The organism is Cryptosporangium phraense (assembly GCF_006912135.1).
GTDB lineage: Bacteria > Actinomycetota > Actinomycetes > Mycobacteriales > Cryptosporangiaceae > Cryptosporangium > Cryptosporangium phraense.
This window is the reverse complement of the sequence record NZ_VIRS01000005.1, coordinates 211,501-238,036: the sequence shown is the minus strand read 5'-3', so window position 1 is coordinate 238,036 and position 26,536 is coordinate 211,501. Positions and strand designations below refer to the sequence as shown.

The 26,536-nt window shown below is 71.6% G+C and carries 24 protein-coding genes; 11 read left to right on the top strand and 13 right to left on the bottom strand.

The window, feature by feature from the left end; translation table 11 throughout:
* Positions 1–7: 7 nt before the first annotated feature.
* The 4 genes from FL583_RS09920 to FL583_RS42715 form a co-directional block, all read right to left on the bottom strand.
* A complete protein-coding gene (locus tag FL583_RS09920) occupies positions 8–1,054 on the bottom strand; it encodes a type IV pilus twitching motility protein PilT (protein WP_142704342.1) in 1,047 nt (348 codons plus the stop codon).
* A gap of 116 nt (positions 1,055–1,170) precedes the next feature.
* Positions 1,171–2,841, bottom strand: a complete 1,671-nt coding sequence (locus tag FL583_RS09915) for a GspE/PulE family protein (RefSeq protein WP_142704254.1) — start codon at positions 2,839–2,841, stop codon at positions 1,171–1,173.
* A gap of 58 nt (positions 2,842–2,899) precedes the next feature.
* Positions 2,900–3,340, bottom strand: coding sequence for a hypothetical protein (locus FL583_RS09910; RefSeq protein WP_142704253.1), 441 nt, complete (start codon positions 3,338–3,340; stop codon positions 2,900–2,902).
* Between the two features lie 72 nt (positions 3,341–3,412).
* Entirely contained in the window at positions 3,413–3,550 is a 138-nt protein-coding gene (locus FL583_RS42715; RefSeq protein ID WP_142704252.1) for an META domain-containing protein, read from the bottom strand.
* A 162-nt stretch (positions 3,551–3,712) separates the two neighbouring features.
* On the opposite strand from FL583_RS42715, the gene FL583_RS09900 reads away from it, so the two are divergent.
* Positions 3,713–4,921 carry a cytochrome P450 family protein gene (locus tag FL583_RS09900; protein WP_142704251.1) on the top strand — a complete coding sequence of 403 codons (1,209 nt, stop codon included), beginning with the start codon at positions 3,713–3,715 and terminating at the stop codon, positions 4,919–4,921.
* Here FL583_RS09900 and FL583_RS09895 read toward each other — a convergent pair.
* Complete coding sequence (locus tag FL583_RS09895) at positions 4,851–6,062, bottom strand: FAD-dependent monooxygenase (RefSeq protein WP_170323570.1); 1,212 nt, start codon at positions 6,060–6,062, stop codon at positions 4,851–4,853. The genes FL583_RS09900 and FL583_RS09895 overlap by 71 nt on opposite strands.
* 82 nt (positions 6,063–6,144) lie before the next feature.
* Here FL583_RS09895 and FL583_RS09890 point away from each other — a divergent pair, with 82 nt between their 5' ends.
* Positions 6,145–6,891, top strand: a complete 747-nt coding sequence (locus FL583_RS09890) for a TetR family transcriptional regulator (protein WP_142704249.1) — start codon at positions 6,145–6,147, stop codon at positions 6,889–6,891.
* A gap of 21 nt (positions 6,892–6,912) precedes the next feature.
* Here FL583_RS09890 and FL583_RS09885 read toward each other — a convergent pair whose 3' ends face one another.
* Complete coding sequence (locus FL583_RS09885; RefSeq protein WP_142704248.1) at positions 6,913–7,677, bottom strand: IclR family transcriptional regulator; 765 nt, start codon at positions 7,675–7,677, stop codon at positions 6,913–6,915.
* Positions 7,678–7,750: 73 nt separating this feature from the next.
* Between FL583_RS09885 and hutH the strand changes: the two genes are divergently transcribed.
* Genes hutH through FL583_RS09855 form a run of 6 tightly spaced genes read left to right on the top strand, consistent with a single transcriptional unit; the run spans position 7,751 to position 17,106 of the window.
* Positions 7,751–9,295, top strand: a complete 1,545-nt coding sequence (gene hutH, locus FL583_RS09880; RefSeq protein ID WP_142704247.1) for a histidine ammonia-lyase — start codon at positions 7,751–7,753, stop codon at positions 9,293–9,295.
* A 55-nt stretch (positions 9,296–9,350) separates the two neighbouring features.
* A complete protein-coding gene (gene hutU / locus FL583_RS09875) occupies positions 9,351–11,009 on the top strand; it encodes a urocanate hydratase (RefSeq protein WP_142704340.1) in 1,659 nt (552 codons plus the stop codon).
* Positions 11,006–12,199, top strand: a complete 1,194-nt coding sequence (locus FL583_RS09870) for an allantoate amidohydrolase (protein ID WP_205751983.1) — start codon at positions 11,006–11,008, stop codon at positions 12,197–12,199. Before hutU ends, FL583_RS09870 begins: the two co-directional genes overlap by 4 nt.
* The gene (locus tag FL583_RS09865) at positions 12,196–13,503 is read left to right on the top strand and encodes a formimidoylglutamate deiminase (RefSeq protein ID WP_205751982.1); all 1,308 of its coding nucleotides are present in this window, start codon (positions 12,196–12,198) and stop codon (positions 13,501–13,503) included. The genes FL583_RS09870 and FL583_RS09865 overlap by 4 nt, the downstream gene beginning before the upstream one ends.
* Entirely contained in the window at positions 13,500–14,648 is a 1,149-nt protein-coding gene (hutI, locus tag FL583_RS09860) for an imidazolonepropionase (protein ID WP_142704245.1), read from the top strand. The genes FL583_RS09865 and hutI overlap by 4 nt, the downstream gene beginning before the upstream one ends.
* 55 nt (positions 14,649–14,703) lie before the next feature.
* A complete protein-coding gene (locus FL583_RS09855) occupies positions 14,704–17,106 on the top strand; it encodes a penicillin-binding protein (RefSeq protein ID WP_240746645.1) in 2,403 nt (800 codons plus the stop codon).
* Between the two features lie 20 nt (positions 17,107–17,126).
* Here FL583_RS09855 and nicT read toward each other — a convergent pair whose 3' ends face one another.
* Entirely contained in the window at positions 17,127–18,254 is a 1,128-nt protein-coding gene (gene nicT, locus FL583_RS09850) for a Nickel transporter NicT (RefSeq protein ID WP_142704243.1), read from the bottom strand.
* Between the two features lie 157 nt (positions 18,255–18,411).
* Between nicT and FL583_RS09845 the strand changes: the two genes are divergently transcribed.
* Positions 18,412–19,035 (top strand): superoxide dismutase, encoded by a 624-nt coding sequence (locus tag FL583_RS09845; RefSeq protein ID WP_142704242.1) that lies wholly within the window; start codon positions 18,412–18,414, stop codon positions 19,033–19,035.
* Positions 19,032–19,316, top strand: a complete 285-nt coding sequence (locus FL583_RS09840) for a superoxide dismutase (RefSeq protein ID WP_142704241.1) — start codon at positions 19,032–19,034, stop codon at positions 19,314–19,316. Before FL583_RS09845 ends, FL583_RS09840 begins: the two co-directional genes overlap by 4 nt.
* Before the next feature lie 83 nt (positions 19,317–19,399).
* On the opposite strand, the gene FL583_RS09835 is transcribed toward FL583_RS09840, so the two are convergent.
* The 4 genes from FL583_RS09835 to FL583_RS09820 are packed head-to-tail and all read right to left on the bottom strand — an operon-like array spanning position 19,400 to position 22,781.
* The gene (locus FL583_RS09835) at positions 19,400–20,305 is read right to left on the bottom strand and encodes an ABC transporter substrate-binding protein (protein WP_205751981.1); all 906 of its coding nucleotides are present in this window, start codon (positions 20,303–20,305) and stop codon (positions 19,400–19,402) included.
* A gap of 60 nt (positions 20,306–20,365) precedes the next feature.
* Complete coding sequence (locus FL583_RS09830) at positions 20,366–21,043, bottom strand: ABC transporter permease (protein ID WP_142704239.1); 678 nt, start codon at positions 21,041–21,043, stop codon at positions 20,366–20,368.
* Positions 21,040–21,720, bottom strand: coding sequence for an ABC transporter permease (locus FL583_RS09825; protein ID WP_142704238.1), 681 nt, complete (start codon positions 21,718–21,720; stop codon positions 21,040–21,042). The genes FL583_RS09830 and FL583_RS09825 overlap by 4 nt, the downstream gene beginning before the upstream one ends.
* A complete protein-coding gene (locus FL583_RS09820) occupies positions 21,717–22,781 on the bottom strand; it encodes an ABC transporter ATP-binding protein (RefSeq protein ID WP_142704237.1) in 1,065 nt (354 codons plus the stop codon). Before FL583_RS09820 ends, FL583_RS09825 begins: the two co-directional genes overlap by 4 nt.
* Before the next feature lie 116 nt (positions 22,782–22,897).
* Here FL583_RS09820 and FL583_RS09815 point away from each other — a divergent pair, with 116 nt between their 5' ends.
* The gene (locus FL583_RS09815) at positions 22,898–24,409 is read left to right on the top strand and encodes an aromatic amino acid ammonia-lyase (protein ID WP_142704236.1); all 1,512 of its coding nucleotides are present in this window, start codon (positions 22,898–22,900) and stop codon (positions 24,407–24,409) included.
* Between the two features lie 212 nt (positions 24,410–24,621).
* Here FL583_RS09815 and FL583_RS09810 read toward each other — a convergent pair whose 3' ends face one another.
* Both FL583_RS09810 and FL583_RS09805 read right to left on the bottom strand, forming a co-directional pair.
* The gene (locus FL583_RS09810; protein WP_142704235.1) at positions 24,622–25,494 is read right to left on the bottom strand and encodes a MurR/RpiR family transcriptional regulator; all 873 of its coding nucleotides are present in this window, start codon (positions 25,492–25,494) and stop codon (positions 24,622–24,624) included.
* Positions 25,494–26,498, bottom strand: a complete 1,005-nt coding sequence (locus tag FL583_RS09805; RefSeq protein WP_142704234.1) for a LacI family DNA-binding transcriptional regulator — start codon at positions 26,496–26,498, stop codon at positions 25,494–25,496. Before FL583_RS09805 ends, FL583_RS09810 begins: the two co-directional genes overlap by 1 nt.
* Positions 26,499–26,536: the final 38 nt, after the last annotated feature.

The following is a 26,536-nucleotide window of genomic DNA, read 5'->3' as shown; positions in this document are numbered from 1 at the left end:
CGAGCGCTCATCGGCGGCCCGCCAGACGTGAGTAGTCCTCCACCGAGTGGCAGAGCGTGAGTCCCTGCTCGAACGTGATCACCTGCTGGCGCACCCGCTCGGCCAGGTGCTGGTCGAACGAGAGCATCCCTTCACCGGCCCCGGACTGCATGAACGACGGGATCTGGTGGTTCTTGCCCTCGCGGATCAGGTTCCGGATCGCCGGGGTCAGCGACATGATCTCGGTGATGATCACCCGGCCGCGTCCGTCGGCCCGCGCGCACAGCGCCTGACTGACGACGCCCTGCAGCGCGGTCGAGAGCTGGGCCCGGATCTGCGGCTGCTGGTGCGGCGGGAACACGTCGATGATGCGGTCGATCGTCTGCGTCGCGCTCTGCGTGTGGAGCGTCGCGAGCACCAGGTGACCGGTCTCGGCCGCGGTCAGCGCGGTCGACGTCGTCTCCAGGTCGCGCAGCTCGCCGACCAGGATGATGTCGGGGTCCTGGCGGAGCGCGGCCTTGAGCGCGCCCGCGAACGACCCGGTGTCCTCGCCCACCTCGCGCTGGTTGATCAGGCTGCGCTGGTGCGTGTGCAGGAACTCGATCGGGTCTTCGATCGTCACGATGTGCGCGGATCGCGTGCGGTTGGCGAGGTCGAGCAGGCCGGCCAGCGTCGTCGTCTTGCCCGAGCCGGTCGGGCCGGTGACCAGCACCAGCCCGCGGGGCAGCTGGGCGAACCGGGCCATCGAGTCCGGCACGCCGAGCTCGTCGAGCGGCTTGATCAGGTGCGGGATGGCCCGGAACGCGGCCGCGCAGGCTCCCCGCTGCTGGTAGATGTTCACCCGGAACCGCGACAGGCCCTCGACGCTGTACGCGAGGTCGAGTTCCTTGTCGCGCTCGAACCGGGCCCACTGGGAGTCGTCGGTGGCCGCCCGGGCCAGCAGCACCGTGTCGGCCGGCGTCAGTACCTCGTAGTCGGGCAGCGACTGCAGCGACCCGTTGATCCGGCCCGTCGGGGGAGCGCCCGCGGTCAGGTGCAGGTCGGACCCGTTCGCCTCGACCAGCGCGACGAGCATCGCGTTGAGCGAGTCCCGGTCCCGGTCGGCCGCGGTCGGGGCGAAGTCTCTTCGGAGCGTGCCGACACCGTCCACCGCGTCCTGATCGGCGTCCGAAAGTGGCAGTTGAGGAGTTTTTACACGGCCACGCGCATGACCTCGCTGAGCGAGGTCAACCCTTCGGCCGCCTTGCGGAAGCCGTCCGACCGCAGGTCGGTCATGCCCTCGGAGAGGGCGACGTCCTGGATCTCGCGCGCCGACGCGTGCTTGACCGTGAGCCGCTCGATCTCCTCGGAGACCGGCATGACCTCGTGCAGCGCGATCCGGCCGCGGAAGCCGGTGGTGGAGCAGTTCCGGCAGCCGACCGGCTGCCAGAGCTTCTTCGGTGGCTCGCCCGGCCAGCGGGCCGCGGCCAGCTCGGTCTCGGTGGGCTCGTACGGCTCCTTGCACCAGTCGCAGAGCCGCCGGGACAGCCGCTGGGCGACCACGCAGTCGACGCTCGACCCGACGAGGAACGGCTCGATGCCCATCTCGGTGAGCCGGACCATCGCGCTCGGCGCGTCGTTGGTGTGCAGGGTGGAGAGCACCAGGTGGCCGGTGAGCGCGGCCTCGACCGCGAGCTGCGCGGTGACCCGGTCCCGGATCTCACCGATCAGGATGACGTCCGGGTCGGACCGCAGGATGGCCGGCAGCACCGCGGCGAACGTGAGGCCGGCCTTCAGGTTGACCTGGATCTGGTTGACGCCCGGCAGCCGGTACTCGACCGGGTCCTCGACCGTGATGATGTTGACGGTCGGGGTGCTGATCTCGGCCAGCGTCGCGTAGAGCGTCGTCGACTTGCCGGAGCCGGTGGGGCCGGTGACCAGCACCATTCCGTGGGGTTTCTTGAACGAGGTGGCGAACCGGGCCAGGTTCTCGGGGGCGAAGCCGACCGACTCGAGCTTCACCTCCTGGCCGCCGCCGGTGTCGAGGACACGGAGGACGACCTTCTCGCCCCAGACCGTCGGGAGCGTGGCCGTGCGCAGGTCGACCGCCCGGTTGTTGATCTCGACCGTGATCCGGCCGTTCTGCGGGACCCGCTTCTCGGTGATGTCGACGCCGGACATGATCTTGAGCCGGGAGACGAGCGCGGCCTGGACGTTGTGCGGGACGTTGTCGATCTCGTGCAGGACGCCGTCGATGCGGAACCGGACCCGCATGTCGTGCTCGGTCGGTTCCAGGTGCAGGTCGGAGGCGCGGTTCTGGATCGCCTGGCCGATCATCGAGTTGACGTACCGGACGATCGGCGCGTCCTGGTCGCTGGTCGTCAGGCTGGAGACCGTGGCCGCGGTCGGGCCCTCGGGGCGCAGCGAGTCGGCGACGTCGGCGAGGTCGGTGTCCTCGCGCTGGAGGCGGCTGATGATCTTGCGCAGCTCGGACCGGGCCACCATCACCGGCCGGACGATCATGCCGGTCGCGGCCCGGACGTCGTCGAGCGCGACGATGTCGCCGGGGTCGGTGATGCCGACCGTGATCTCGTTGCCGTCCAGCGCCAGCCCGAGGACGCGGTGCCGGACGACCAGCCCGATCGGGATCTTGGCCATCGCGACCGGGTCGATCGGGTAGCCGACCAGGTCGACGCTGTTCATCCCGTAGACGTCGGCCGCGGCCGCGGTGAGCTCGGATTCGGTGACGACGTGGTCGTTGATCAGGATCCCGCGCAGCGACCGGCCCGATCGTTCGGCCTCCTCGGCGGCCCGCTCCAGCGCCGTGGGGTCGGCGCCGCGCCCCTTGAGCGCATCGATCAGGGGGCGGAACGTCTGGTACATGTCGTCCTTCGCGCGCGAGGGGTCTGTTCTACCCTCATCGGCCGCCGGACGTCCGTCTTTAGGCCGTCGCCAGGGCGGAAAGCGCGGCCATGTCTTCCAGGATCGCGGCGACCTCGGGGTGCAGGCCGCCCAGGACGGCCCGCTTGACCTGCAGCGCGTGCTGCAGGCGGGCGCGGCTGACGCTCGGCTCGGTGTCGGCGTGCAGCAGCGCGAGCCCGTGCAGGCAGACCGCGCCGTCGTAGGTGTCCCGGCCGAAGATGCCGAGGGCCCGCTGGTAGAGCGCGTTGGCCTCGGCCCGGCGGTCGAGTTCGGCCAGGACGGCGGCGAGCGTCCGGGCGTCTACCGCGGCGGCCGGCGAGTGCGGCCCGGCGGCCCGCTCGGTGTGGGCGAGCGCGGCCCGGGCCGACGTCGCCGCGTCGACCAGGCGCCCGTCGGCGTAGGCGGCCGCGGCGGTGGCCCGGTGCCGATGAGCGGCGAGATTCCGGCGGGTCTTCCACATGATCGGTGCCTCCTCGGGGTCTGCCTCCGAGGATTCGCCGGGCAGGGGCCGGCTACCAGGTAAAAATGCGCACTACGGGGTGAGGATCAGCCCGGATTCCGGACCTCCGATCCGGAGGTGGTTCTCGGTGATCCCGTACCGCAGGGGCTTCTGCGCCGGCGCGCGCAGGACCGCCCGCTCGACGGCATCGGCCGGGCCGGAGCAGGCCATCCTGGTCGTCGCGATCGGGCCGAGGACGAGCGTGGAGTTCTGGTCGGACGCGGTGACGACCCACCTGGTCTGCCGCAGGCCGCGAGCATCAGTCCGAGTCTGGTCATGTTCGCGTGGACGCAGCCCGGCCAGGCGGTGGCTCCCGATCGGTACGTTGGATTCATGACCGGTACTGACGAGTACGTACGGCTGGGGCCGGACTTCTACGACAATCCGTTCCCGCTCTACGCCTCGCTCCGCGAGGAGCGTCCGGTCGTCCGGGTGGTCACCCCACAGGGGAGCCACGTCTGGCTGGTCACGCGCTACGACGACGCCCGGGCGGCGCTCGCCGAGCCGCGGCTGCACAAGGACAACCAGGAGTTCCGTGCGCTGATGGAGGCCCGCTACGGCCCCTCGCGGCGCGGCTTCGAGGACGCGCTCAACGCGCACATGCTCGCCGCCGACCCGCCGGACCACACCCGCCTGCGCAAACTCGTCAGCAAGGCGTTCACCGGCCGGGCGATCGCCGCGATGCGGCCGCGGATCGAGGAGATCGCGTCCGGCCTGCTGGACGCGATGGAGGCCGGTCCCGACCGGGTCGACCTGCTCGACACGTACGCGTTCCCGCTCCCGATCACCGTCATCTGCGAACTGCTCGGGGTGCCGACCGACGAGCGGGACGACTTCCGCCGGTGGTCCAACACGCTCCTGCAATCCGGGACGGCCGACGCGCAGGGGGCCGCGGCCCGGTCGATGGCCGAGTACCTCAGCGCGCTGGTGGACGCCCGGCGAGCGGCGCCTTCGGACGACATGCTCGGGAGGATCGTCCGGGCCAGCGAGGACAGCGACCAGTTGTCGCGCTCCGAAGCGATCTCGATGGCGTTCCTGCTGCTGGTGGCCGGGCACGAGACGACCGTGAACCTGATCGGCACCGGCACGTTCGCGCTGCTGCGGCACCCGGAGCAGCTCGCCGCACTGCGGGCCGATCCGTCGCTGGTGCCCGGCGCGATCGAGGAGTTCCTGCGCTGGGACGGGCCGGTGCACCTGGCCACGGTCCGGTTCGCGGCCGAGCCGGTGACGATCGGCGGCGTGGAGATCCCGGACGGCGAGGTCGTGCTGGTGTCGCTGTCGGCGGCCAACCGGGACCCGGCGCGGTACTCCGACCCGGACACGCTGGACGTCCGGCGGTCGGGCGCGAGCCACGTGGCGTTCGGGCACGGGATCCACCACTGTCTCGGGGCGCCGCTGGCCCGGCTGGAGGGCGAGATCGCGTTCACGCAGTTGATCGCCCGGTTCCCGGGGCTGACGCTGGACGCCGACCCTAATTCGCTGAGCTGGCGGCCGTCGACGTTGATCCGGGGGCTGGACTCCCTGCCGGTGCGGCTGCGCTGAACGGGTGGTCGGGGAGCGGCGGGTGGGGCTTGCGGAGGCGTCGCTCGAGGCCGGCCAGTAGCCGGATGGCCGGGAGTTTGGCCAGCGTGTTGCGGGCCAGGATGCCGGCGTTGGTGCGGGGGACGACCGTGCCGAGGAAGAGTCCTTTCTGGGCGGCCTCGACGACGGGCCGGTGGCCGGCTTCGTAACGCTGAAGGGCGCCATCCGGGTCACCGGCCAGTTCGCCGGCCAGGCGGTAGGCGCTCTCGACGGCGAGCTGGGCGCCGGCGCCCGCGACCGGGGAGGCACAGTGGGCGGCGTCGCCGACCAGGACGACGCGGCCGGTGGACCAGGACGGCATCTTCACCTGGCTGAGCGCGTCGAAGTAGAACCCCGGATCGTCCAGCGCACCCCGGGTGAGCTCGGGGGCCAGCGGCCCGAAGATCCGCTCGACCAGGGCTTTCTGTGCATCGACGTCGAGCCGGGCGGCGGCGAGCGCGTCGGCGTAGCGGAACCCGAACTGCACGGTCGCGTGCTCGCGGTTTCCCGGCCGCTCCACCGCAATCGACCGCCCCGGCCAGTTGAGGAGTGACGTCCAGCGCGGTGTTCCGAGCGTCGAACCGGCGGCCGCGACCGCGAAACAGTGCCCGAGCGAGTGCACGAACTGCTCCTCGGGCCCGAACGCCAGCCGGCGCACCCCGGAGTGCGTGCCGTCGGCCCCCACGACCAGGTCGAACTCGCGGGTGGCGCCGCCGGCGAACCGGACGTCGCCGCCGGCCAGCGCGTCGATCGTCTCGCCGAACACGTACTCGACGTCGTCGGACGTGGCGTCGTACAGGATCCGGGCGAGCTCGCCGCGCGGGATCTCCAGCCCGTCCGTCCCCATCGAGTCGGCGATGGCCCGCAGGTCGACGCGGGCGGCCGGACGTCCGGAGCGGGAGAGGAACAGCAGGCCGCGCACGTCGTTCGCGTGCTCGCGGACGGCCGGGAGCACCCCCATCCGCTCGACGACGCGCAGCGACCCGGCGCGCAGGTCGACGCCGTTGCCGCCCGGCCGCAAGGCCGGAGCGCGCTCGACGATCGTGACCTGGTGGCCGGAGCGGACGAGCCAGTAGGCGAGGGTCGGACCGGCGATGCTGGCGCCGGAGATCAGAACGCGCATGGTGGGCCTCCATCGACTGACCATCGGTCAGTTCGAACGGTAACTCACCGACCAGCGGTCAGACAACGGGTAGGGTCGGGGAATGCCGGACGACACCAGGAGCCGCATTCTGCGGGTGGCGCTGGAGGAGTTCGCCGCGCGCGGGTACAACGCGACGTCGCTGCGCGAGATCGCCGAACGGCTGGGGGTCTCGAAGGCCGCGGTGCTGTACCACTTCCCGAGCAAGAAGCAGATCGTGACCGCGCTGGCCGAGCCGATGCTGGCCGACATGGACGCGGCGGTCGCGGCGGCCTCGAGTGCTCCGGGTGACCAGCGGTGGGCGGTGATGGAGCGGCTGCTCGAGGTGTGGCTGGAGCACCGGCACCTGCTGCGGATGGGGCTGCGTGACATGGCGCTGGCCTCGGACGGCCCGGTGTTCGAGCGGTTCCGGGACGCGATGGCGCTGGCGACGCACGTGGTGGCGGGACCGGTGCCGGATCTGTCGGCCCGGGTCCGGGCGATCCAGATGCTGGGGATGCTGAGCGACCCGGTGGTGATCTTCGCCGACCTGCCGACCGAGCTGCTGCGGGCACAGGTGCTGGCCGGCGTCCGGGTGGTCTTCGACGCGACCGCCGGGCCGCCGCCGGCCAGGACGCCGCCGCCGGCCAGGGAGCCGGCGCCGGCCAGGACGCCGGTGCGGGCCGGGCGGGGGCGGCCCCGGGCGCTGTCCGCGGACCTCGTCGAGACCGCGGTCCGGATGCGCGACAGCGGCGAGTACACGGTCGCCGAGATCGCCGCCCAGCTCGGCGTGTCCCGGGCGACACTGTTCCGGCACCTGCCGCCGAACTGAATATTGCGACTAATTCCGAGACTATTTCTGAGACTCTCGCCCACCACCGACCCGGCGGCTGATCTCGGCCGCGGTGCGCAGGACCGGGGACGCGAAATCGGGCGGGGAGCCGTCGGCCGCCGGGTAGGTCACCGCGACCGCGGCCACCGGATGCCCGGCGTGGTCGTGCACGGCCGCCGCCACCGACGCGAACCCCGGCGTCACCTCGCCGTCCTCGGTGGCGAACCCCGCCCGCCCCACGGTCGTGAGCAACCGGCGCAGCTCGGCATAGGTCGTCGGACCCAACTCGTGGCGTCGCACGAACGCGGCCGCGTCCGGGAACAGGGCCCGCACCGCGGCGGCCGGTAGCGCGGCGAGCATCGCCCGCCCGCTGGCCGTGAGCTGGGCCGGGAGCCGCACGCCGACGTCCGTGACCAGCGGCGGACGCCCCGGCGCCCGCTCCTCGATCACGTAGATCACCTCGCGCCCGTGCAGCACGGCCAGGTGCGCGCTCTGCCCGACCCGGTCGACGAGCGTCGCCAGCGGCACCCGGGCCAGCCGCTGCAGCGGCGCCTGGCGCGTGTACCCGGTACCGAGCTCGTACGCGCTCACCCCGAGCGCGTACCGGCGCTCCTCCGGGAGGTGCACGACGAAACCGGCGTCGATCAGGGTCGTCAGCAGGTGGTAGGCGGTCGACCGGGGTAGGCCGAGGTCGCGGGCCATCGCCGCCGCGCCCACCGGCCCGGCCTGCCGGGCCAGATAGCGCAGGATCCCCAGCACCTGGGCCGCCGCCGGAACCGAGGTCATGTGTCTGAGATACCAGACAAGACTGAGCCTGTCGCTGTGTTGTGCCGCACCACCGGTGGTGTCCCATGGACCCATGGGTGACGCGGTACAGGTGGGTGCAGGTCCTCTCGATCCGGACGACGTGATCGCGGTAGCACGGGACGACGCGCCGGTGGCCCTGGCGCCGGAGGCCGAAGACAGCATCGCGGCCAGCAGCCGCATCATCGAACAGCTCGCCGACGACGAGACCCCGCACTACGGCGTCTCCACCGGCTTCGGCGCGCTGGCCACCAAGCACATCCCGCCCGACCGCCGGGTCGCGCTCCAGCACAGCCTGATCCGCTCGCACGCGGCCGGCTCCGGCCCCGAGGTCGAGCGCGAGGTCGTCCGGGCGCTGATGCTCCTGCGCCTGGCGACGCTGGCCACCGGCCGCACCGGGGTCCGTCCGGTCGTGGCCAACGCCTACGTCGGCCTGCTGAACGCCGGGATCACGCCGGTCGTCCACGAGTACGGCTCGCTCGGCTGCTCGGGCGACCTCGCCCCGCTCGCCCACTGCGCGCTCGCGCTCACCGGCGAGGGCCTGGTGATCGACGCGCTCGGCCACCGCCGCCCGGCCGCCGAGGCACTCGCGGATGCCGGCCTGACCCCGGTGCGGCTCCGCGAGAAGGAGGGCCTCGCGCTGATCAACGGCACCGACGGGATGCTCGGCCAGCTCCTCCTGGCCGCGGCCGACCTGCGTCGCCTGCTCCGGACCGCGGACCTCACCGCGGCGATGAGCGTCGAAGCCCTGCTCGGCACCGACGCGGTGTTCGCCGACGACCTGCAGGCCCTGCGTCCGCATCCCGGCCAGGCCGCGAGCGCCGCGAATCTGCGGATGGTTCTGCGCGACTCCGGGATCATGGCCAGCCACCGCGACCCGCACGCCTGCACCCGGGTCCAGGACGCCTACTCGCTGCGGTGCGCCCCGCAGGTCCACGGCGCGGCCCGCGACACGCTCGCCCACGCCGAGGCCGTCGCCGGCCGGGAACTCGCCGCGGCCATCGACAACCCGGTCGTCACGCTCGACGGACGGGTCGAGAGCAACGGGAACTTCCACGGCGCCCCGGTCGGGTACGTGCTCGACTTCCTGGCGATCGCGGTCGCCGACCTCGCGTCGATGGCCGAGCGGCGCACCGACCGGATGCTCGACGTCAGCCGTAGCCACGGGCTGCCGCCGTTCCTCTCGCACGACGCCGGGGTCGACTCCGGCTACATGATCGCCCAGTACACGCAGGCCGCGATCGTGTCCGAGCTCAAGCGCCTGGCCGCGCCGGCGTCCGTCGACTCGATCCCGTCGTCGGCCATGCAGGAGGACCACGTCTCGATGGGCTGGTCGGCCGCCCGCAAGCTGCGCAGGTCGCTCGACGGCCTGACCCGCGTCCTGGCGATCGAGCTGCTCACCGCGGCGCGGGCGCTCGATCTCCGCGCGCCGCTGGAGCCGGCCCCGGCGACCGCCGCGGTGCTGGCGCGCCTGCGCGAGACCGCGCCCGCGCCGGGCCCCGACCGCTACCTGGCCCCCGAGATTGAGGCCGCCGTCCAGCTCGTGCACACCGGCGCGGCCGTGGAGGCCGCCGAGACCGCCGCCGGCCCCCTCGCCTGACACCCGCCCGCGCGGGCCGGCCCCGGCCGGCGCGCCGAACCCGAAGGGAGCACCGATGATCGGCGCTCGACCCGTCCGCGCCGCTCGCGGCACCTCGCTCACCGCCGGTTCCTGGCAGACCGAGGCACCGCTGCGGATGCTCATGAACAACCTCGACCCCGAGGTCGCCGAGCGCCCCGACGACCTCGTCGTCTACGGCGGCACCGGCCGCGCCGCCCGCAACTGGGCCAGCTTCGACGCGATGGTCCGCACGCTGACCACGCTGAAGGACGACGAGACGATGCTCGTCCAGTCGGGCAAGCCGGTCGGCGTCATGCGCACCCACGAGTGGGCCCCGCGCGTGCTCCTGGCGAACTCGAACCTGGTCGGCGACTGGGCCACCTGGCCCGAGTTCCGCCGCCTCGAACAGCTCGGCCTCACGATGTACGGCCAGATGACGGCCGGGTCCTGGATCTACATCGGCACCCAGGGCATCCTCCAGGGCACCTACGAGACGTTCGCCGCGGTCGCCGCCAAGCGCTTCGACGGAACCCTGGCCGGCACGCTCACGGTCACCGGCGGCTGCGGCGGCATGGGCGGCGCCCAGCCCCTCGCGGTCACGCTCAACGGCGGCGTGGCTCTCGTCATCGACGTCGATCCGGGTCGTCTGCACCGCCGGGTCGAGCAGCGTTACCTCGACGAGGTCGCGCCCGACCTCGACACCGCGATCGAACGGGCCCTGGAAGCCAAGAAGGCCGGGGCGGCCAAATCCATCGGCGTGGTCGGCAACTGCGCCACCGTGCTCCCCGAGCTCCTCCGCCGAGGCGTCGACGTCGACATCGTCACCGACCAGACCTCGGCCCACGACCCGCTGTCCTACCTCCCCGAAGGCATCGCGCTCGAGGACTGGCAGACCGAGGCCGAGAAGGACCCGGCCGACTTCACGATCCGCGCCCGCGCGAGCATGGCCAAGCACGTCGAGGCGATGGTCGGGTTCCTCGACGCCGGCGCCGAGGTCTTCGACTACGGCAACTCGATCCGCGACGAGGCCCGCCAGGGTGGGTTCGACCGCGCGTTCGCGTTCCCCGGCTTCGTCCCGGCCTACATCCGCCCGCTGTTCAGCGAGGGCAAGGGCCCGTTCCGCTGGGCCGCGCTCTCCGGCGACCCGCGGGACATCCACGCGACCGACGAGGCCGTGCTGAGCCTGTTTCCCGACAACGACCACCTGCACCGGTGGATCCGCGCCGCCCAGGACAAGGTCGCGTTCCAGGGCCTCCCGGCCCGGATCTGCTGGCTCGGCTACGGCGAACGCGACAAGGCCGGCGTCCGCTTCAACGACATGGTGGCCCGCGGGGACGTGCAGGCGCCGATCGTCATCGGCCGCGACCACCTCGACTGCGGAAGCGTCGCGTCTCCCTACCGGGAGACCGAGGCCATGGCCGACGGATCCGACGCGATCGCCGACTGGCCGCTGCTGAACGCGCTGGTCAACACCGCGTCGGGCGCGTCCTGGGTGTCGATCCACCACGGCGGGGGAGTCGGCATCGGACGGTCGATCCACGCCGGACAGGTGACGGTCGCCGACGGGACCGCCCTGGCCGGGCAGAAGATCGAACGCGTGCTGACCAACGACCCGGGGATGGGCGTGATCCGGCACGTGGACGCCGGTTACGAGGACGCCACCGAGGTCGCCGAATCGCGTGGGGTGCGGATCCCGATGACGGAGAACGCGTGAGTTTCGAGCGGCTCTGGGAGGAGCTGCGGCCGCTCGGGCGCGCGGACTCGGGCGGCTACCGCCGGTTCACCTGGACGCCGGCCGACCTGGACGCCCGGGCCTGGTTCGCCGACACCGCCCGGGGCCTCGGCCTGGACGTCGAGGTCGACCGGAACGGCAACCAGTGGGCCTGGTGGGGGTCGGGCGGCGACGCGGTCGTCACCGGGTCGCATCTGGACTCGGTGCCGGACGGCGGCGCGTTCGACGGTCCGCTGGGGGTGGTGTCGTCGCTGTCCGCGGTCGCGCTGTTGAAGGCCCGCGGGGTGGCTCCGGGACGGCCGCTCGCCGTCGTCAACTTCGTCGAGGAGGAGGGCGCCCGCTTCGGGGTGCCCTGCCTCGGGTCCCGCCTGCTGACCGGGGCCGTCGCCCCGTCCCGGGCCCAGGACCTGCGTGACTCCGACGGCGTCACCTGGGCCGAGGCCATGACCGGCGCCGATCTGGACGCTACGCGGCTGGGCGCCGATCCCGAGCGGCTCGCGCGGATCGGGACGTTCGTCGAGCTGCACGTCGAGCAGGGGCGCGGGCTGGTCGACGCGAACGCGCCGGTGGGCGTCGCGAGCGCGATCTGGCCGCACGGGCGCTGGCGGTTCGAGTTCGCGGGCGAGGCCAACCACGCCGGGACGACCCGGCTCGCCGACCGCCGGGACCCGATGCTGACGTTCGCCGAGACCGTGCTCGGCGCCCGGGAACAGGCGTCGCTGGCCGGGGCGTTGGCGACGTTCGGCCGGGTGTCGGTGGAACCGAACGGCACCAACGCGATCGCGTCGCTGGTGCGGGCCTGGCTCGACTCGCGCGCCCCGGACGCGTCGGCGCTGGCCCGGGTGGTCCAGGGCGTCACCGAGCTGGCGGCCGAGCGGGGGGATCGCGACGGCGTGAAGGTCACGGTGACGCCGGAGTCCGAGACTCCGGTCGTCGAGTTCAACGCCGACCTGCGCGACGAGGTCGCCGGGCTGGCCGGAGGGGCGCCGATCCTGCCGACCGGCGCCGGTCACGACGCCGGCGTGCTCTCCGCGCACGTGCCGACCGCGATGCTGTTCGTCCGGAACCCGACCGGCGTCTCGCACGCCCCGGGCGAGTACGCCGGCCCGGACGACTGCCTGGCCGGGGTGGAAGCGCTGACCACGGTCCTGGAACACCTGGTCACCCGGTGACCGTCTACTGGGCCGAGTACGCCTGGCTGCCCGACGGCGCCGCGGAACGCGTCCGCATCGACGTGGTGAAGGGTCGGATCGCGGCGGTGGCAGCCGGGGTCGAGGCCCCGGCCGACGCCGTACGGCTGCCGGGTCTGACGCTGCCGGGGCTGGCGAACGCGCACTCGCACGCGTTCCACCGGGCGCTGCGCGGCCGGACGCAGGCCGACCGGGGGACGTTCTGGACCTGGCGGTCGCAGATGTACGCGGTGGCCGAGACGCTCACGCCCGACTCGTACTACGCGCTGGCCCGCGCGGTCTACGCCGAGATGGCGCTGGGCGGCATCACGTGCGTCGGCGAGTTCCACTACCTGCACCACGCGCCCGGCGGCCGCCGGTACGCGGACCCGAACGCGATGGGTGCGGCGCTGGTGGCGGCCGCGGCCGACGCCGGGATCCGGATCACGCTGCTCGACACGTGCTACCTGGCCGGGGGCATCGGGACGCCGCTGGAGGGTCCGCAACTCCGCTTCGGCGACGGCTCGGCCGAGGGCTGGGCCGCGCGGGTCGCCGGATTTTCGGCGGACGGGCGCGCGCGGGTCGGGGCGGCGTTGCACTCGGTGCGCGGAGTGCCGGCCGATCAGATCGCGCCGGTCGTGGGCTGGGCCGACGAGCACGGCGCGCCGCTGCACGTCCACCTGTCCGAGCAACCGGCCGAGAACGAGGCCTGCCTGGCCGCCTACGGCGTCACCCCGGCCCGCCTGCTGGCCGACCACGGCGCGCTGGGTCCGCGCACGTCGGTGGTGCACGCGACCCACCTGACCGACGACGACGTGAAGCTGATCGGCGGCTCGTCGACCTGGACGTGCGCGTGCCCGACGACCGAACGCGATCTCGCCGACGGGATCGGCCCGATCCGGACGCTGTTCGACGCCGGGTCGCCGGTCTCGCTGGGCAGCGACAGCCACGCGGTGATCGACCTGTTCGAGGAGGCCCGAGCGGTGGAGCTGGACGAACGGCTGCGGACCGGGGTGCGGGGCCACTGGCCGGCGCCGGAGCTGCTCCGGACCGCGTTCGCCCACGACTCGCTGGGCTGGCCCGACGCCGGCGCGCTGGCCGTCGGCGCCCGGGCCGACCTGGTCACGCTGGCCGTCGACACCCCCCGCACCGCGGGCTTCGGCCGTCTCACCGCGGCCGAGACCGCGGTCTTCGCCGCGTCCGCGGCCGACGTCCGCTCGGTGATCGTCGACGGGCGGCCGGTGGTGACCGACGGGGTCCACGTCACGGTCGACGTCGGCCGGGAGCTGGCCGAGGCCCTCCGATGAGCACGGTGCTGCGGAACATCGGGATGCTCGTCACCCAGGACGACGACCTGGGGACGCTGACCGACGCCGCTCTCGTCCTCGATGGCGGGCGGGTCGCCTGGGTCGGCCCGACGGCGGCCGCGCCGGACGCCGACACCGCGGTCGACGCGTCCGGCCGGGCGGTGATTCCCGGGTTCGTCGACAGTCACAACCATCTGGTGTTCGCCGGCGACCGCTCGGCCGAGTTCGCGGCCCGGATGGCCGGGACGCCGTACGCGGCCGGCGGCATCCGCACCACGGTCGCCGCTACCCGGGCCGCCGGCGACGACGCGTTGCGGGCCCGGCTGGCTTCGCTCGTGGGCCAGGCCCACCGCCAGGGTTCGACGACGTTGGAGATCAAGTCGGGCTACGGCCTCTCGGTCGCGGACGAGGCCCGCTCGCTGCGGCTGGCCCGCGAGGTCACGCCCGAGACGACGTTCCTCGGCGCGCACGTGGTGGCCCCGGGTGCGGACCCGGCCGAGTACCTCGCGCTGGTCACCGGCGACATGCTGTCCGCGTGCGCCCCGCACGCCCGCTGGATCGACGTCTTCTGCGAGGAGGGCGCGTTCGACGGCGACGCCTCCCGGGCGGTGCTGTCGGCCGGGGTCGCGGCCGGGCTGGTGCCCCGGGTGCACGCCAACCAGCTCGGCCCCGGCCCCGGGGTGCAACTGGCGGTCGAGTTCGGGGCCGCATCGGCCGACCACTGCACGTTCCTCACCCCGGCCGACGTCGACGCGCTGGCCTCGTCCGGCACGGTCGCGACGCTGCTGCCGGGCGTCGAGTTCTCGACCCGGTCGCCCTATCCGGACGCCCGGCGCCTGCTGGACGCGGGCGTGACGGTCGCGGTGGCCACCGACTGCAACCCCGGTTCGTGCTTCACGTCGAGCATCCCGTTCTGCGTCGCGCTGGCGGTCCGCGAAATGCACCTGACGCCGTCCGAGGCGCTCTGGGCGGTGACGCGCGGTGGCGCGGCCGCCCTGCGCCGGGACGACGTCGGGCGCTTGGCTCCCGGCGCCCGCGCCGACGTCGTCCTGCTGGACGCCCCCGATCCCGTCTACCTCGCCTACCGCCCGGGGGTGCCGCTGATCGCCGCCGTGTGGAAAGACGGACGACCCATCACTATTTAAGGCTCCGTTAAGCGACCTTCTTCGCTGGCGTGGCGTCCATACATTGATGGACGTGATGTCGAGCCCCGACCGCAGGCTGGCCAATTCCCTGACGTTGATCGTCTGCGGGATTCTGGCCGGTGTCGTGCTGGCCGCGGTCGCGTTTCCGGTGGTCGGTTTCTCCGGGTTGACCGCGAAGTCCGCATCGGACGGTTTCCGTGACCTTCCGGCCGAGATCCGGATTCCGCCGCTCCCGCAGACCTCGACGTTGCTGGCCAGCGACAACCAGACCGTGCTGGCCTCGTTCTTCGACGAGAACCGCCGGAACGTCAAGCTCGAGGACATCGCGCTGGTGATGCGTCAGGCGATCGTCGCGGCCGAGGACAGCCGTTTCTACGAGCACAAAGGCGTCGACGCCCGGGGAATCGTCCGCGCGCTGGTGCGGAACCAGACGAGCGGTGAGGTGACCCAGGGCGCCTCGACGCTCACCCAGCAATACGTCCGGTCGGTGCTCAAATACAGCGCCGCGAATGCGTCCCAATACAAGGCGGCCACCGAAGACACAGCGGCCCGTAAGCTGCGCGAGATCCGCTATGCGATCGCGTTGGAGAAGGAGTTCTCGAAAAACCAGATTCTCGAGAACTACTTGAACATCACGTTCTTCGGCAACGGCGGCACCGGCATCCACAGCGCGTCCGAGGTGTACTTCGGCAAGCCACCGTCGCAGCTGACGTTGCCGGAGGCGGCGCTGATCGCCGGCCTGGCCAAGGACCCGACGCGGTACAACCCGGTGAAGAACGACCAGCGCGCGGCGCTGGCGCGACGCACCTACGTCCTGCGCCAGATGGTGAGGATGAAGTACATCTCCCAGGCGGAGGCGGACGCCGCCGACCAGGCGTCGATCGGGCTCAACCCCAAGCCCAACGTGCAGGGCTGCGAGTACGGCCGGGTCGACTTCGGGTTCTTCTGCGGCTGGTTCCTCGACTGGTGGCAGAAGAACCCGGCGTTCGGCCACTCCACCACCGAGCGGCTGACGATGCTGCGCAAGGGTGGCTTCCGGATCGTCTCGACGATCGACGTGACGATGCAGAAGACCGCGCAGAGGCAGGTCGACCGCGGGCTGTCGGCCTACAACCGGTTCGCCACCGGCATCGTGATCGTGCAGCCGGGCACCGGCCGCGTCCAGGCGATGGCGATCAACCGCAAGTACGGCATCAAGAAGAACCCCGGCGGCAAGACGTACCCGTACACCGAGAACCCGCTGCTCACCGGCTCGACGATCTCGCCGGGGTACCAGGCCGGGTCGACGTTCAAGATGTTCACGATGCTGGCCGCGCTCCAGCAGGGGATCCCGCTCAACCACACGCTGTGGGCGCCCCCGCAGCTCACCTCGCAGTACATCGGCGGGTGCAAGACCGGGAAGTACTACTGCCCGAAGAACGCCGACTCGAGGATGACCGGCGTCCACACGATCAACAGCGGCTTCGGGGAATCCGTCAACACGTACTTCGTCCAGCTGGAGCAGGAGGCGACCGTGCGGGCGGCGGTCGCGGCCGCCCAGGCGGCCGGCGTCGTCTTCCGGGGTTCGACGGACCTGAAGAACATCAAGTGGGCGCAGAACAGTCAGCAGGCCTGGGGGTCGTTCACGCTGGGGACCGCGCAGGTCAGCCCGCTGGACATGGCCAACGCGTACGCGACCGTGGCCGCGCGGGGGAAGTACTGCAAGCCGACGCCGGTGCGGTCGATCACCGATCCGACGGGGAAGAAGCTGCTGGCCGGGAACCCGTCGTGCAAGAAGGCGTTCGCTCCGGCGGTGGCCGATGCGGCCAACGACGCGGCCCGCTGCCCGGTGGGCGACGGTTCGATGACCGGGGTGTCGTGCACGCACCCCGGCGGCGGCGCGACCGCGACGAGCGTCGGGGCGGCGATCGACCGGCCGGTGGCCGGAAAGACCGGTACGACGGACGACAACAATGCGGGCTGGTTCGTGGGGTATACGCCGAATTTAGCGGCGGCGTCTTTTATTGCCAATCCGGATAAGTATTACGACACTGTTCCGGACAGCCATTTACCGGTGCAGATCGTTCGGGACACGTTCACGAAGGTCTTACCGATGCTGCCGGTGAAGAATTTCGTCCGGGCGCCGAGGAAGCTGTCGTACGGGACGCTGGTCCGGGTTCCGGACGTGAAGGGTGCGACGCCCGAGGAGGCGATAGCCCGGCTGCGATATGCGGGATTCTCGCCGTCGCTGAATTACGAGGCGGAGGATTCGGAGGAGCCGGCCGGGCGGGTGTCGAGGACCGAGCCGGACGGCGGAACGTATTTGAGTAAGCGCAGCACGGTGCGGGTGAATATCAGTAATGGCAAGAAGACGAAGCGGAACCCGGCCGTAGACAAGTTGTGCAAGGCGGATCCGAATTTGCCGGTCTGCAAGATCAAGCCGGGGGAGCCGGGCTTCCCGGGAGTACCGAATCCGTGAGCCGCGGGTGTCAAGCCTGCTCAGTCGGTGGTGGCGAGGCCGGCGTTCCAGCGTTCCTCGACCCGGCCGAGTTTCCACACCGCGATCGCGACCGCCCAGGAGACGACGAACAACGCGACGATGCCGTAGCCGGCGTAGTCCAGTGGGATCTCACCGATCGCGGCGAGCGGCCCGGTGGTGATGTGGGCCTGGTCGTCAAGGACGCCGATCAGTTCGATCGTGCCGATGATCAGCGCCACGGCCACGGAGATCGAGGTGATCGTGAGGTTGTAGAACACCTTGCGGACCGGTTTGGCGAAGGCCCAGCCGTAGGCGGCGTTCATGAACACGCCGTCGACGGTGTCCATCAGGCACATGCCGGCGGCGAAGAGGATCGGCAGCACCAGGATGGAGTAGAACGGCAGGTTGAACGCGGCGGCGCCCCCAGCCAGGACCAGGAGCCCGACCTCGGTGGCGGTGTCGAAGCCCAGCCCGAACAGGACACCGATCGGGTAGATGTGCCAGGGCTTGCGCACCGACTTGGTGAGCCCGGACAGGAACCGGTTCATGAAGCCGCGTTTGTTGAGCTGTTCCTCCAAGGCGGCCTCGTCGAACCGGCCGCGGCGCATCTGCCGGAACACCCGCAGGATGCCCAGCAGGACCACGAGATTGAGGATCCCGAGGATCCACAGGAACACTCCGGAGACCGAGGCGCCGATGACACCGGTGATCGAGTGCAGCCCGGAGTCGTCGTTTTCGACCTGCCCGGCCAGGGCCTTGACGCCGACCGAGAGCAGGACGGCCAGGCCGAACACGATCGTGGAGTGCCCGAGGGAGAACCAGAATCCGACCGAGAGCGGTTTGCGGTCGGTGTCGTCGGCCAGGAGTTTGCGGGTGGTGTTGTCGACGGCGGCGATGTGGTCGGCGTCGAAGGCGTGGCGTAAGCCGAAGGTGTAGGCGAGCACGCCGACGCCGACCGTGAAGACCGGGTGGGCGCCGCCGAGGTGGAAGTGTTTCGGTGCGACGAGGCCGAACAGGGCGCCGAACCCGACGACGTGCAGCAGGACGATGAACCCGGCCATTCCGGCTAGCGCGCGCCGGTCCCGGCGGGTCAGAGACGCCCGGAACCGCGCCAGTGACGACGGGATAGCGACGTCCGTGCTGCTCATGCCGATCTCTCTTCCCGTCTCCGGAACCCTCGACGAGGCTAACCCCACTGATTGGCCGTTGCAACCAAGATGTTCTTGCAAGATACTTGCATTAGAGCCCTCAGCGCCGGAAAGCTTGTGTCCGGAACATCCACCGACTCTGGAGGCCCGCTTCCCGATGGCCACCTACACGCTCCCGGACCTGCCGTACGACTACGGAGCCCTCGAGCCCGCGATCACCGGTGAAATCCTGGAACTGCACCACTCCAAGCACCACGCCGCCTACGTCAAGGGCGCCAACGACACCCTCGATCAACTGGAGGAGGTGCGCGAGAAGGACGGCTTCACCCCGACGGGGCTGGTCGGGCTGGAGAAGACGCTGGCGTTCAACCTCTCCGGGCACGTGCTGCACACCCAGTTCTGGTCGAACTTGAGCCCGGACGGCGGCGACCGCCCCGACGGTGTCCTCGGGGATGCGATCAGCGAGCACTTCGGCTCGTTCGAGGCGTTCCAGAAGCAGCTCAACACCGCCACGACCAGCGTGCAGGGCTCCGGCTGGGGTGTGCTGGCGCACGAGCCGCTCTCCGGCAAGCTGCTCATCCACCAGGTGTACGACCACCACGGCAACGTCGGCATCAACACGACGCCGCTGCTGGTGTTCGACGCCTGGGAACACGCGTACTACCTGCAGTACAAGAACGTGCGCCCGGACTACGTGCAGAAGCTGTGGTCGCTGATCAACTGGACCGACGTCGCGGCGCGCTATTCGGCCGCGGTCGCGGCGGCCACGCCGGCGCCGTGACCGCCCGACCCGAGTCGGCCCAGCCGGGCGCCGCCGTCCGCGCGGCCACCGACGCCGCCCAGCGGGCGGCCGGGGTCGTCGCGGCCCGCCGCCGCGGTGACGACGCGGGCGCCGAGGCACTGCTGAAGTCCTTCCCGGACGAGGCCGCGAAAGCCGGTGGGTTCTTCGTGCTCGCCGACCTGGCGATCGCGCTGCTGGCCAGTGCATCCCGGCAGTCGACCGACGAGGTCGTGCAGGATCTGACGATCCTGCTGGCGGCCAACGCGTCGGTTCCCGACTGACCAGGGCCGGGGGCTGCCCGCGCAACCGCGCGGGCAGCCCCCGTTCCTACCGCGGAACCCCGCCCCGAGGAGCGGACCGGACCTCAGCTCAAGCCGGCCTCGGACAGCCAAGCCTTGGCCACCACATCCGGGTCCTTCTTGTCCGACACAACCTGCTTCACCAGGTCAGCCAGCGTCGCCGTGTCGAGCTTCGCCGACACCCCGTTCAGCGCATCCGTCGCCGTCTGGTTCACGCCCTTCTTGTAGACCAGCGGCGTCACGTTCTGCGCCCCGAACAACCCCTTCGGGTCCTCCAGCGGCACGAAGTCGTTGGCCACGATCGCCGGGTCGGTGGTGAAGAGGTTCGCCGCCTGGACGTCGCCCTTCTTCAGCGCCGACACGGTGATCGGGCCGGCCACGTCCAGCGACTTGAACGACTTGAAGTCGAGCCCGTACTGCGACTTGAGCCCCACGATGCCCTGGGTCCGGGTCTTGAACTCCGGCGGACCACCGATGACCAGGTTCTTCGCCACCGGCGCCAGGTCGGCCAGCGTCTTGAGCTTGTACTTGTCGGCGGTCGCCTTGGTGACGGTCACCGAGTCCTTGTCCTCGGCCGCGGCCGGGTTCAGCAGCTCGACGCCGGCCGGGAGCTTCGTCTTCAGGGCCGCGTCGACCTCGTCGCTGGTGGTCGCGGTCGCGTTCTTGTCGAGGTACGAGAGCAGCGCACCGTTGTACTCGGGCAGCACGGTCAGCGCGCCCTTCTCGAGCTGCGCGTAGATGACCTCGCGGGCGCCGATGTTCAGCTGACGCTTGACCTTGACGTCCTTGGCCTCGAGCGCCTGGGCGTAGATCTCACCCAGCAGCACGTTTTCGGGGAAGTTGGCCGAACCGACCACTACCTCGCTGCCGCCGCCGGACGAGCTCAGCGGGTCGTCGCCGGAGTCGCTGTCGCCCCCGCCGCAGGCGGTGAGCGCGAGCAGCGCGGCCGCGCTGCCCACCGCGAACAACATGCGGACGTTCCTTCTCATGGTTTCCCTCTCGAGCGGGGTGTGGCGGTTGAGAAACAACTACTATTTCGCGAGCGCGCGCTGCCGCACGCCCGGCGACACGATCAACCTCTGAATTCCGACGAACAGCGCCTCGGTACCGAGCGCGAGCAGCACGGACAGCACCGCGCCACCCACCATCACCTCGTATTCCCGCCGCGCCAGCCCGTCGAAGATGTACCGGCCCAGACCGCCGAGCCCGACGTACGCGGCGATCGTCGCGGTCGAGACGATCTGCACCGCGGCCGTGCGCAGCCCCAGGATGATCAGCGGCAGCGCGACCGGCAGCTCCACCTGGAAGAGCACCTGCCAGCCCTTCATGCCCATGCCGTTCGCCGCGTCACGCAGCTGCCCGTCCACCTGCCTGACCCCGGCGTACGTATTGACCAGGATCGGCGGGATCGCCAGCGCGACCAACGGCAGCAGCGTCGGCGTCAGACCGATCCCGAACACGACGACCGTCAGACCCACCAGACCGACGGTCGGCAGCGACCGCGCCGCGCCGGCCGAGTTCACGGCCAGGAACGCACCCCGGCCGGTGTGGCCGACGAACAGCCCCAGCGGCAGCGCGATCAGGGCGGCGATCAGCAGCGAGAGCCCGGAGTAGTACAGGTGCTCCCCGACCCGGTTCGGAATCCCGTCGACCCCGGTCCAGGACGACGACAACCCGAACCAGTGCACGGCTCGCGAGACGATGTTCATGCGGTGACCCCCTCGGGAATCGGCTTCGCCGATTTCTGGGTCCGGGTCCACGGCGTCAGCAGCCACTGCAGGCCGACGAGCACCGCGTCCGCCAGTACGGCCAGGACGACGGTCAGCACGATGCCGACGATGATCGGCGTGATGAAGCTGCGCTGGATGCCGTCGACGAACAGCTGGCCGAGGCCGCTGATGCCGATCAGCGAACCGACGCTCACCAGGCTGATGTTCGACACCGTCGCGACCCGCAGGCCGGCGATCACCACCGGGATCGCCACCGGCAGGTCGACCTGCAGGATCCGGCGGACGCCGGTGAACCCCATCGCGGTCGCCGCCTGGCTGACCGCCTCCGGCACCGACCGCAGCCCGTCGACGACGTTCCGGACGAGCACCGAGAGCGTGTAGATCGTCAGCGGGACGATCACCGTCCAGCCGGTGAAGCCGGTGTAGTCGATCAGCACGACGAACAGCGCCAGCGACGGCAGCGCGTAGAAGATGCTGGTCAGCGCCAGCACCGGCGCGTACAGCCGGGGCACCTGCACGCACAGGATGCCCAGCGGCAGCGCGATGAGCAGCCCGAAGAGCACCGGCAGCACCGAGAGGTACAGGTGCTGGCCGAGCAGGTCACCGAGCAGGTCGTAGTGGTCGGAGATCCACGACCAGCGCCAGTCCCAGGTCATTCCGCGGCTCCGGCGGGGATCCGGCCGCGCAGGGCACTGGTGATCTGCTCCTGGCCGGCCAGCCCCACGGCCTTCCCGTCGCCGTCGACCGCGATGGCCTCACCCGACGGGTTCAGCACCGCGCTGTCGAGCGCGGACCGCAGCGAATCCCGGCCGACGACGAACGACCGGCCGACCGGCAGCGGGTCCGAGGACCCGCCCGGCTCCAGCCACCCGGACGGCTTCCCGTCCGCGTCCACCAGCAACCGCCAGTCGTCCCCGGCCGAGGCCGTGGTGACGATCCGCGACGGGTCCAGGGGCAGGTGATCCGACTCGACGAACGACAGCCGGCGGACGCCCCGGTCGTCGCCGAGGAACTCCTCGACGAACCCGTCCGACGGCGACGCGAGCAGCCGCTCGGGGGTGTCGAACTGCCCGATCCGCCCGCCAACCTCGAGCACGCAGACAAGGTCGCCGAGCTTCACCGCCTCGTCGATGTCGTGCGTCACCATCACGATCGTCTTGTGCAGGTCCTTCTGCAGCCGCAGGAACTCGTCCTGCAGGCTCTTGCGGACGACCGGGTCGACGGCGCTGAACGGCTCGTCCATCAGCATCACCGGCGGGTCGGCGGCCAGCGCCCGGGCCACGCCGACGCGCTGCTGCTGACCGCCGGAGAGCTGGTGCGGGTAGCGCTTGGCGAACGAGGCGGGCAGCCCGACCCGCTCCATCAGCGCCAGCGCGTCCGACCGGGCCTTCTTCTTGTCGTGCCCGAGCAGGAACGGCACCGTGGCCACGTTGTCGAGGATCGTCCGGTGGGGGAGGAGCCCGGCCTGCTGGATGACGTACCCGATCCCGCGGCGCAGCGTCGGCGGGTCCATGTCCCGCACGTTCCGGCCGTCGATCGTGATCGTCCCCGAGGTCGAGTCGATCATCCGGTTGATCATCCGCAGCGTCGTCGTCTTCCCGCAGCCGGACGGGCCGACCAGCACGGTGATCTTCCCGTCCGGGATCTCCAGGCTGAGGTTGTCGACGGCGACGGTCCCGTCCGGGAACTGTTTGGTCACGTTCTCGAAAGTGATCACCGTGCTCCCAGGGGGTGAATGAATTTCTTCATGCTTCTGTCGCCTGAAGATCGTGTCAAGATGAGAAAGGGGTGGCCGCTGTTAAATCCCGAGGTCGGCCGGATAAAGAGGTGCTCATGTCCGAGGTGGTGCTCGACGGCGTCGAGCTGACCGCGGAACAGGTTCGAAGCGTGGCCCGAGGCAAGCTGCCGGTGCGTGTCCATCCGGACGGGCTGCTCCGGGCCAACGCGGCCCACCAGACCGTGACCGCGCTGAGCGCCGCCGGCCAGGTGTACGGGCGGACGACCGGCGTCGGCGCCAACCGCCTGGTGTCGGTGGCCTACGAGAGCACCTCCGGCCCGGTCGTGCTCGGCCCGGAGGGCAGCGTGATCCCGCCCGACGCGGTACCGGCCGAACCCGTGCGCCACGCCGCCCACGGCCTGCGGCTGCTGCGCAGTCACGCCGGCGGGGCCGGTCCGCTGCTCGACCCGGTCAGCGTGCGGGCGATGCTGACCGTCCGGCTCAACCAGCTCGCCGCGGGCGGGTCCGGCGTCTCGCCGCACCTGCTCGAAGGCCTGGCCGAGGCGCTCAACCGCGGCCTCACCCCGCCGGTGCACGCGTTCGGCGGCATCGGCACCGGCGACCTGCCCGCACTCGCGGTGACCGCGCTCTGCCTGCTCGGCGAGGTGCCGTGGCGGGGCGGCACGATGGACCCGATCCCGTTCGACCCGGCCGACGCGCTGTCGTTCATCAGCTCCAACGCCGGCTCGATCGGCGAGGCCGCGCTGGCCTGCGCCGACCTCTCCGAGCTGCTCCGGGCGAGCACGGTGATCACCGCGCTGGCGTTCCTGGCCGGCGACGGCAACAGCGAGCCGTACGAGGCCGTCGTCCACTTGGCCCGGCCGCACGCCGGTCAGCAGACGGTCGCGGCCCGGCTGCGTGACCTGCTCGCCGGTCAGCCGGTCAAGGCGGCCCGGATCCAGGACCCGTACAGCTACCGGGCGGTGCCCCAGGTGCACGGCCCGGCGCTCGACGCGGTCGTCGCGCTGGAGCGCACGCTGGGCATCGAGCTCAACTCGGCGTCGGAGAATCCGCTGGTCGACGCCGTCGGCAACCGGGTGCTGCACAACGCGAACTTCCACACCGCGTACCTGGGCCTGGCCCTCGACACGATGCGCAACGCGCTCTACGGCACCGCGGCGCTCTCGGTCGCCCGGCTGAGCCTGCTGCTGGAGCCCGCGTTCACCGGCCTCGCGCCGTTCCTCGCGTCCGGGCCGCCCGGGTCGTCCGGCCTGATGATCCTGGAGTACGTGGCGCACTCCGCGCTCGGCGCGCTCCGCCTGTCGGCGATGCCGACGTCGCTGGCCACCGCGGTCGTCTCCCGCGGGGTCGAGGAGCACGCGCCGTTCTCCTCGCAGGCCGCCCGCAACTCGCTCGACGCGGCCGGCGACTACCGGATCGTGCTCGCCGCGGAGCTGGTGGCGGCCGTCCGGGCGCTGCGGATGCGGGGAACGACCCCGGTCGACGGTCCGCTGGCCGATGCGTTCGCCTACGCCGCCGAGCGGCTGCCGGACCGTCTCGACGACCGTCCCCTCGATCAGGACGTCGAGGACGCCGCCGCGCTGCTGCCGGGCCTGGCCGAATTCTGACGCCTCACCGGAAGCCGATTCCGAGCCGGCCGCCGACCCGGGCGCGCGGGCCCGGCCGGACCGGGCCCGCGCGGCGGCACGCGCATCGGCACCGCGCAGGACGGCTCTGGAACACGACACGCGTCCCATCCTCTGCCGACCTCCGTGGTGCGCGCATCTTTGAACCCGAATCGTGACCCCACCCGCCCCATAGCCTCACTGGGTTTACGAGGCTACCGCTCGGTGAAGAAGCCCACGTCTTCGGCCATCTGCTCGTACGCCTCGAGCCGGGCCTGGGTGCGCGCGGGCTCGGCGTCCGCCATGGCTTGGAGGAGGGCCGCGCTCACCGTCACCGGGGCCGCGTACGAGTCGAAGACGAGCCGGGTCCCGACGCCGGCCGCGAGCAGAACGTCGACCTCGTCGGCGAACGGCGCGATCGGCGCGTCGGTCACCACCGCGGTGCGGAACCCGGCCTTGCGCGCGCGCCGGAGCGCCTCGATCGTCTCGCCCGCGTAGCGGGGGAGCACGAACGCGAGGACCCAGGTGCCGCCGGCCTCGCGGGCCTGCAGCAGGCCGTCGTGGACCGCGCTGCCGCCGGAGGTCAGCACGCGGACGTCGGGGTGGATCCGCTTGGCGGCGTAGCCGAAGTAGTCGGCGAGCGGGGCCGAGATGCGCGCACCGAGCACGGTGAGCGGCGACGACGCGGCCAGTTCCCGGCCCAGGTCGACGACCTTGCCCGGGTCTTCGAGCGTCTGGCGCAGCGCTTCGAGATTGTGGATCTCCGCGTCGACGGCCGCCTGCAGCTCGTTGCGCCGGACCGTCACCGGATCGGGACGTTCGGAAACCGCGCTCAGCGCGATCGGACGCAGCGCCCGCTGCAGGTCGGGATAGCCGGAGAAGCCGAGCGCGACCGCGAACCGGGTCACCGACGGCTGGCTCACCCCGACCCGGTTGGCCAGGTCGACGCTGGACGCGAACGCGGCCTCGGGCAGGTTGTCGAGCAGGTGCTGGGCGATCCGGCGCTGGGTGGGGGAGAGGCGGTGCCGGTCGAAGAGCGCGAGCAGCCGCTCGGTCGGCGTCCGTGCGCGAGCCTCCCCCACGGGCATCAGGTTAGAGCAGCGGCGGTCGACGTCCGGACGCAGAGTTCGGGGGCGCGGAGGAAGCGGAGGCGGTCGGCCCGGCCCTCGATCTGGTCGATCGCCAGCGCGGCCGCCTGCCGGACGATCCCGTCCAGGTCCCAGTCGACGGTCGTCAGGCCCGGCGTGACCAGCGCGGACATCGGGTGCGAGTCGTACCCGACCACGCTCACGTCGTCGGGGATCGACAGGCCCAGATCGCGCGCGGCCGCGTAGACGCCGTAGGCGATCGAGTCGGCGAAGCAGAACACCGCGGTCGGCCGGTGGGCGTCGCCGAGCACGTTGCGGGCCGCTTCGGTCGCGCCGTCGAGCGCGTGCGGGGACGTCACGAGTCGGACGTCGATGCCGAGCCGGGCGGCCTCGATGCCGACGTGCACCTCGGCCGGGCGGTCGGGGGTGCTCGGGCGGTTCGGGGTGAGCACGGCGATCCGCCGGTGCCCGAGGCCGGTGAGGTGCTCCAGCGCCAGCGTGACGCCCTTCCGGTTGTCGAACAGCACCTCGCCGCCCTGCACACCGAGCAGCGAGTCGCCGATCGAGACGATCGGGACCGTGCCGGCCAGGTCGGCCCAGTCCGGCGCGGACGGGTCGAGCGGCTGCACGACCAGCGCGTCGACCCGCTGGTCGCGCAGTTGCCGGGCGAGGATCGCCTCCCGGGACGGGTCGCCGGCCGCGTCGAGAATCAGCGCGTAGCGGTCGTGGCCGAGCAGCGCGCGGCCCATGCCGACCGCCAGCGACTGCTGCCAGAGGTCCTCGAGCGAGCCGCAGAGCAGCCCGACCGTGCCGGTGCGGCCGCTGGCCAGCGCCCGGGCGATCGGATCGGCCTCGTAGCCCAGCTCGGCGGCCGCTTCCCGGACCCGGCGCTGGGTCTCCTCCGACGTCTGCACGCCGCGCAGCGCGTACGACACGGCGGCCGGGGAGAGCCCGGTCGCCTCGGCGACGTGACGGATCGTCGCCCGCTTACGTTGTTGCGGCACTATTTCAGCGTAGTTATTGGGCGTGGCGGGCGCTCGTT